The organism is Rhodopseudomonas sp. WA056 (genome assembly GCF_010906995.1).
In the GTDB taxonomy this organism is placed as follows: domain Bacteria; phylum Pseudomonadota; class Alphaproteobacteria; order Rhizobiales; family Xanthobacteraceae; genus Rhodopseudomonas; species Rhodopseudomonas palustris_G.
This window is the reverse complement of sequence record NZ_QPFS01000190.1, coordinates 1-6,148: the sequence shown is the minus strand read 5'-3', so window position 1 is coordinate 6,148 and position 6,148 is coordinate 1. Positions and strand designations below refer to the sequence as shown.

Annotated in this window: 7 protein-coding genes and 1 pseudogene; 7 read left to right on the top strand and 1 reads right to left on the bottom strand. The window is 65.5% G+C overall.

Going from position 1 to position 6,148, the window contains the following annotated elements; all coding sequences use genetic code 11:
- Positions 1–757: cation diffusion facilitator family transporter (locus DU475_RS22840; protein WP_164633415.1), on the bottom strand; the 757-nt coding region annotated here is incomplete at its 3' end.
- A 380-nt stretch (positions 758–1,137) separates the two neighbouring features.
- Between DU475_RS22840 and sdhC the strand changes: the two genes are divergently transcribed.
- The 7 genes and pseudogenes from sdhC to DU475_RS22805 all read left to right on the top strand — a co-directional run.
- A complete protein-coding gene (sdhC, locus tag DU475_RS22835; protein WP_013500255.1) occupies positions 1,138–1,536 on the top strand; it encodes a succinate dehydrogenase, cytochrome b556 subunit in 399 nt (132 codons plus the stop codon).
- Positions 1,533–1,946 carry a succinate dehydrogenase, hydrophobic membrane anchor protein gene (gene sdhD, locus DU475_RS22830; RefSeq protein ID WP_013500256.1) on the top strand — a complete coding sequence of 138 codons (414 nt, stop codon included), beginning with the start codon at positions 1,533–1,535 and terminating at the stop codon, positions 1,944–1,946. The genes sdhC and sdhD overlap by 4 nt, the downstream gene beginning before the upstream one ends.
- Positions 1,947–1,949: 3 nt before the next feature.
- Positions 1,950–3,773 (top strand): succinate dehydrogenase flavoprotein subunit, encoded by a 1,824-nt coding sequence (gene sdhA / locus DU475_RS22825; RefSeq protein WP_164633414.1) that lies wholly within the window; start codon positions 1,950–1,952, stop codon positions 3,771–3,773.
- Positions 3,774–3,911: 138 nt separating this feature from the next.
- Entirely contained in the window at positions 3,912–4,694 is a 783-nt protein-coding gene (locus DU475_RS22820; RefSeq protein ID WP_013500258.1) for a succinate dehydrogenase iron-sulfur subunit, read from the top strand.
- 235 nt (positions 4,695–4,929) lie between these two features.
- A complete protein-coding gene (locus tag DU475_RS22815; protein WP_013500259.1) occupies positions 4,930–5,418 on the top strand; it encodes a pyridoxamine 5'-phosphate oxidase family protein in 489 nt (162 codons plus the stop codon).
- Positions 5,419–5,679, top strand: a complete 261-nt coding sequence (locus DU475_RS22810; protein WP_013500260.1) for a hypothetical protein — start codon at positions 5,419–5,421, stop codon at positions 5,677–5,679.
- Between the two features lie 268 nt (positions 5,680–5,947).
- Positions 5,948–6,148: pseudogene (locus DU475_RS22805) on the top strand (OmpA family protein); the annotation flags it as partial.

Below are 6,148 nucleotides of genomic sequence, written 5' to 3'. Positions count from 1 at the left end.
TATGCAGGTCGTGAACCTGCGTCACGCCGGGGAGCTTCGACAGGAAGGTGCGTACCGCCGCCGGATCGATGCCGCGCGGCACCGCGGCGAGCGACAGCGCGGTGGAGTCGCGGAGCAGCCCCCAGGTGCCCCACACGATCACCACGGCGACCAGCAGGCTCACAGCCGGATCAATCCAGTACCAGCCGGTAACCAGGATGATCACGCCGGCCACCACCACGGCGGCCGACACCGCGGCATCCGCCGCCATATGCAAGTAAGCGCCGCGGATGTTGAGATCGCTGTGGCGGCCGGACGCGAACAACCAGGCGGTGGCGGCATTGATGACGATGCCGATCCCGGCGACGATCATCACCGTAGTACCTGCGACCGGCTCGGGTGCGAACAGCCTTACGATCGCCTCCCAACCGATCGCGCCGACTGCGAGCAGCAGAAAGATCGCGTTGAACAGCGCCGCCAGGATCGAGGAGCCGCGCAGGCCGTAGGTATAGCGCGCCGACGGCGGACGCTTCGACAGCCCGGCGGCGATCCACGCCACCACCAGCCCGGCGACGTCGGATAGATTGTGGCCGGCGTCGGCGATCAGCGCCATCGAGTTGCTGAAGTAACCGAATGCCGCCTCGGCGATCACGAAGCCGACGTTGAGCGCGATGCCGATCGCGAAAGCCCGGCCGAAATCCTTCGGCACGTGACTGTGACCGCCGACGTCGTGAACCGCGCCCGGCCCGTGGTGGTGGTGATGATGGTCGTGACTCATTGCAACAGTGCGGTGGTGGACTGCGGAATCAAAAATACTGGCGAGGCCGGCCAAACTGTCGCACGCTGCCAAAAGTCGCGAAAGTCGCGCCGCGGGTTGTCGATCAGAATTCGTCCAGTTCGCACCAAGCCGGCACCGCCGGTCTTGGCGACAGCCGGCGGACAGGGTCCGCTGGTTGTGAATCGAACTTCAGCGCCGAACCCGCCCCGGTCGCCGGGGATGGCTCGCAAGGATTTGCATCGACGGGACTTCAAGAAATGAATTCAACTTCTGTCAATGTCATTTCATCGTTGCGCTGATTGAACGGGCTTCGTAAATAGAGGCACCTTCGCGAGCCTCTCCCCGGGGCCCTGTCCGCTCGCCGCCAACCGATTGAGCCGATGACCGCCAGGATCGAACGACCACTTTCGCCCCACATGCAGGCTTACCGCTGGAGCCTGACGATGACGATGTCCATCGTTCATCGCGCCACCGGCATTGCCCTGTATTCCGGAACCCTGTTGCTGGCATGGTGGCTGATCGCCTGCGCCGCCGGCCCGGCGGCCTATGCCAACGTCCAGGCCTTTACCGGGAGCTGGATCGGCCGGCTCATCGTGTTCGGCTACACCTGGGCGCTGATGCACCATCTGCTCAGCGGCGTACGGCATTTCGTCTGGGACCTCGGCTACGGCTTCAAGACCGCCGACCGCGAATGGCTGACCTGGGCGGCACTGATCGGCGGCATCGTACTGACGGTGCTGCTCTGGGTGATCGCCTACTCGATGGGGGTGGCGCGATGAGCGGCGACGCGCACGGCGCGCGCAAGCCGACCTCGATGCGGACCCCGATCGGCAAGGTGCGCAAATTCGGCCCCGCCGGTTCCGGAACCTCGGATTTCTGGCGCCAGCGCATCACCGGCGTGGCGATGACGCTGCTGATCCTGCCGACCATCGTGGTGATCATGATGCTGCTCGGCCGCAATCAGGCCGCCGCCGCCCAGATCCTCGGCTCGCCGCTGATCGCGCTGGTCATGATCCTGTTCATCATCGCCTCTGCGATCCACATGAAGATCGGCATGCAGGTGGTGATCGAAGACTATATCCAGAACGAAAAGCTCAAGCTGGTCACGGTGATGGCCAACAACTTCTTCTCGATCGCCGTGGCGCTCGCCGCGATCTTTGCGATCTTCAAAATGGCATCCGGAGTTTAAGGCATGGCGGTGAGCGGCAACGGCGCTGCGGCGGCGGGCGGTACCGCCTATCCGATCGAGGACCACACCTACGACGTCGTGGTGGTTGGCGCCGGCGGCGCTGGCCTGCGCGCGGTGGTCGGCTGCAGCGAGGCGGGACTGCGCACCGCCTGCATCACCAAGGTGTTCCCGACCCGGTCGCACACCGTGGCGGCGCAAGGCGGCATCTCGGCCTCGCTCGGCAACATGCACAAGGACGACTGGCGCTGGCACATGTACGACACCGTCAAGGGGTCGGACTGGCTCGGCGACCAGGACTCCATCGAATACATGGTCCGCAACGCGCCGGAAGCCGTGTACGAGCTCGAGCATTGGGGCGTGCCGTTCTCGCGCACCGAGGACGGCAAGATCTATCAGCGCCCGTTCGGCGGCATGACGATGGATTTCGGCAAGGGCCAGGCGCAGCGCACCTGCGCGGCTGCCGACCGCACCGGCCACGCCATGCTGCACACGATGTACGGCCAGGCGCTGCGGCATTCGGCGGAGTTCTACATCGAGTTCTTCGCCATCGACCTGATCATGGACGATCAGGGCTGCTGCCGCGGCGTCGTGGCGCTGAAGCTCGACGACGGCACCATCCACCGCTTCAAGGCGCAGACCACGATTCTCGCCACCGGCGGCTACGGCCGCGCCTACGCCTCCTGCACCTCGGCGCACACCTGCACCGGCGACGGCGGTGCGATGGCGCTGCGCGCCGGCCTGCCGCTGCAGGACATGGAGTTCGTCCAGTTCCACCCGACCGGCATCTACGGCTCGGGCTGTCTGGTGACCGAAGGCGCCCGCGGTGAGGGCGGCTATCTGGTCAATTCCGAGGGCGAGCGCTTCATGGAGCGCTATGCGCCGTCCGCCAAGGATCTCGCCTCGCGCGACGTGGTTTCGCGGGCGATGACCATCGAAATGCGCGAAGGTCGCGGCGTCGGCAAGAAGAAGGACCACATCTTCCTGCACCTCGACCATCTGGCGCCGGAAGTGCTGCACGAACGACTGCCGGGCATCTCGGAATCGGCACGGATCTTCGCCGGCGTCGACGTCACCCGCGAGCCGATCCCGATCCTGCCGACCGTGCACTACAACATGGGCGGCATCCCGACCAACTTCCACGGCGAGGTCGTCACCAAGAAGGATGGCGACGACAACGCGGTGGTGCCGGGCCTGATGGCGATCGGCGAAGCCGCCTGCGTGTCGGTGCACGGCGCCAACCGCCTCGGCTCCAACTCGCTGATCGACCTCGTGGTGTTCGGCCGCGCCGCGGCGCTGCGCTGCGCCGAGAAGCTGGTGCCGAACGGCAAGCAGCCGGAGCTGCCCGCGGACTCGGCCGAGATGTCGCTGGGGCGCCTCGACAAGTATCGCTACGCCAAGGGCGGCACTCCGACTGCCAAGCTGCGCGAGCGGATGCAGCACGTGATGCAGAACAACTGCGCGGTGTTCCGCACCGGCGAAGTGCTCGCCGAGGGCAAGGAGCTGATCGCCAACGTCTACGGCAGCGTCGGCGACGTCGGCGTGTCGGATCGCTCGCTGGTGTGGAATTCGGATCTGGTCGAGACCCTGGAATTCGACAATCTGATCGTCCAGGCGGTGGTGACGATGAACTCGGCCGCCAACCGCACCGAGAGCCGCGGCGCTCACGCCCGCGAGGACTTCCCGGACCGCGACGACGCCGCCTGGATGAAGCACACGCTGGCCTGGATCGGTGACAAGGGCGACGTGACGATCGATTACCGGCCGGTGCACGACTACACGATGACAAACGACGTCCAGTACATCCCGCCGAAGCCGCGGGTGTATTGAGACGACTACGCTGACATGCCCCGTCATTCCGGGGCGTGCGCGGAACGCGCACGAACCCGGAATCCCGAGCGGCACCGACGGACCGAGATTCCGGGTTCGCGCTTCGCGCGCCCCGGAATGACGAGAGGGTGAGACGAGATGGTTGAATTCGCACTTCCGAAGAATTCGAAGATTGTCGGCGGCAAGACCTGGCCGAAGCCGGAAGGCGCGACCGAGGTTCGTGAGTTCCGCGTCTACCGTTGGAATCCGGACGACGGCAAGAACCCCAGCGTCGACACGTACTACGTCGACAAGCACGACTGCGGCCCGATGGTTCTCGACGGCCTGATCTGGATCAAGAACAACATCGATCCGACCCTGACCTTCCGTCGCTCCTGCCGCGAAGGCGTGTGCGGCTCGTGCGCGATGAACATCGACGGCGAGAACACGCTGGCCTGCACCAAGGCGATGGACGACGTGCGCGACGACGCGGTGAAGGTGTCGCCGCTGCCGCACCAGCCGGTGGTCAAGGATCTGGTCCCCGACCTCACCAATTTCTACGCGCAGTACGCCTCGATCCAGCCCTGGCTGCAGACCGTGACGCCGACCCCGCAGAAGGAATGGCGGCAGAGCCACTCCGATCGCGAGAAGCTCGATGGCCTGTACGAATGCATCCTGTGCGCCTGCTGCTCGACCTCGTGCCCGAGCTACTGGTGGAACTCGGACCGCTTCCTCGGCCCGGCCGCGCTGCTGCAGGCGACCCGCTGGGTCGAAGACAGCCGCGACGAGGCCACCGGCGAGCGCCTCGACAACCTCGAAGATCCGTTCCGGATCTATCGCTGCCACACCATCATGAACTGCGCCAAGGCGTGCCCGAAGGGTCTCAACCCGTCGGAAGCGATCGCCAATCTCAAGCTCAAGCTGGTCGAACGCCAGATCTGAAGCGCGCAACTCGGTGCTGATACCAACGGCCGGGCTTTCGCCCGGCCGTTTTGTTTTGACTACCGATCTCACCCCGTCATTGCGAGCGAAGCGCAATACAGAAGCGCGTGCACCGAGCATGGATTGCGGCGTCGCTGTGCTCCTCGCCATGACGGCGCAGCCTCATTGCCTTGCCCTCATCGGAACATCGTCGCAAAGCGATCGTTATCGCCGCTGACGAACACGGGAGAGCGACATGGCGGTGACGAGGAACGAGGGCAATGCGCAGCACGCCTGGGATCTGATGAAGAAGATCACCTTCGCGATGCTGGCGACGCGCGACGGCGAAAAGATCCGCTCCCGGCCGATGGCCGCCTATGTGCGTCCCGAGGAAGAGGCGATCTACTTTCTGACCGACGTGCGCCGGCACAAGGACGAGGAGATCGCCAACGATCATCACGTCAATCTCGGCTTCGCCAACGCCAGCGCGCAAAAATACGTCTCGGTTACCGGCTATGCGGCGATCAGCGACGATCGCGCCAAGATCAAGGAACTGTTCGGCACCGAAGCCAAGGCGTGGTGGGACAGCCCGGATGATCCGAATATCCGCGTTCTTAAAGTAACACCCGAGGAAGCCGAGTATTGGGACTCGCCCGGAACGCTGGTGAGCTACGCCAAGATGATGGTCGCCGCCGCGACTGGTGGCCGGCCCGACCTCGGCGACAACGCCAAGGTGGCAATCTAGATGTCGCCCGGCGAACCCCAAGAGGTGCCGAACGATCCGGGTCCGTCGACGCCGCCGCCGGAGGTGCCGCCGAGCACGCCCGGCACGCCGACCGAGCCGCCGCTGGAGCAGCCTCCCGGCAATCCCAATCCCGACATCCCGCCGCCGATCGAGGAGCCGGGCGGACCGCCGCAGCCGAACGAACTACCCGGGCAGACGCCGGATGAAGTGCCGTTGCGGTCGCCGCCCGGGCCGGGAGCTCCCAATCCCGGCGTGGCATGAACTCGGCGATCGCTGAGAGTCAGGTCGTCACGGCGCGCGTGTTAGTACGTCGCGTACCAACACGACGTCTGTCGCCGTATTGCTTATCCCGGTCCTGAACTGGTGATGAATACCGCCGCGTTCGACGCTCGAACGCGGTGGAATTATTTCTCCTCGGCTGAAGCCGGCTGCCACAATTGAGCCTCACGCCTTGTCGTTGATCGGAACACGGCGGATCACCGTTCGACTGCGTCGCGCGACATCCGCCTGCTCCATTGAGGGTCTGTTGATGACGAAGTTGAATGTTGCACTGCTCGCGACCACGGCGCTGACGCTCGGGTCGCTGATCGGTCATCCCGCGGCGGCCGAAAGCGCGTCCGCGCCGATGCTGCTCGCGCAGGCGGTGCAGGGCGGCCCAGCGCCGGCCCCGTCCGAGGAAAAGAAGAAGGAAGCGCCGCCGCCCGGCCCGCGCCCTGCGCCAGCGCCGCCC

Excerpts from the sequence above, each read along its gene's own strand:
- DU475_RS22810 (WP_013500260.1), top strand. The coding sequence starts at position 5,419 with ATGTCGCCCGGCGAACCCCAAGAGGTGCCGAACGATCCGGGTCCGTCG.
- sdhD (WP_013500256.1), top strand. The coding sequence starts at position 1,533 with ATGAGCGGCGACGCGCACGGCGCGCGCAAGCCGACCTCGATGCGGACC.
- DU475_RS22815 (WP_013500259.1), top strand. The coding sequence starts at position 4,930 with ATGGCGGTGACGAGGAACGAGGGCAATGCGCAGCACGCCTGGGATCTG.
- sdhA (WP_164633414.1), top strand. The coding sequence starts at position 1,950 with ATGGCGGTGAGCGGCAACGGCGCTGCGGCGGCGGGCGGTACCGCCTAT.
- sdhC (WP_013500255.1), top strand. The coding sequence starts at position 1,138 with ATGACCGCCAGGATCGAACGACCACTTTCGCCCCACATGCAGGCTTAC.
- DU475_RS22820 (WP_013500258.1), top strand. The coding sequence starts at position 3,912 with ATGGTTGAATTCGCACTTCCGAAGAATTCGAAGATTGTCGGCGGCAAG.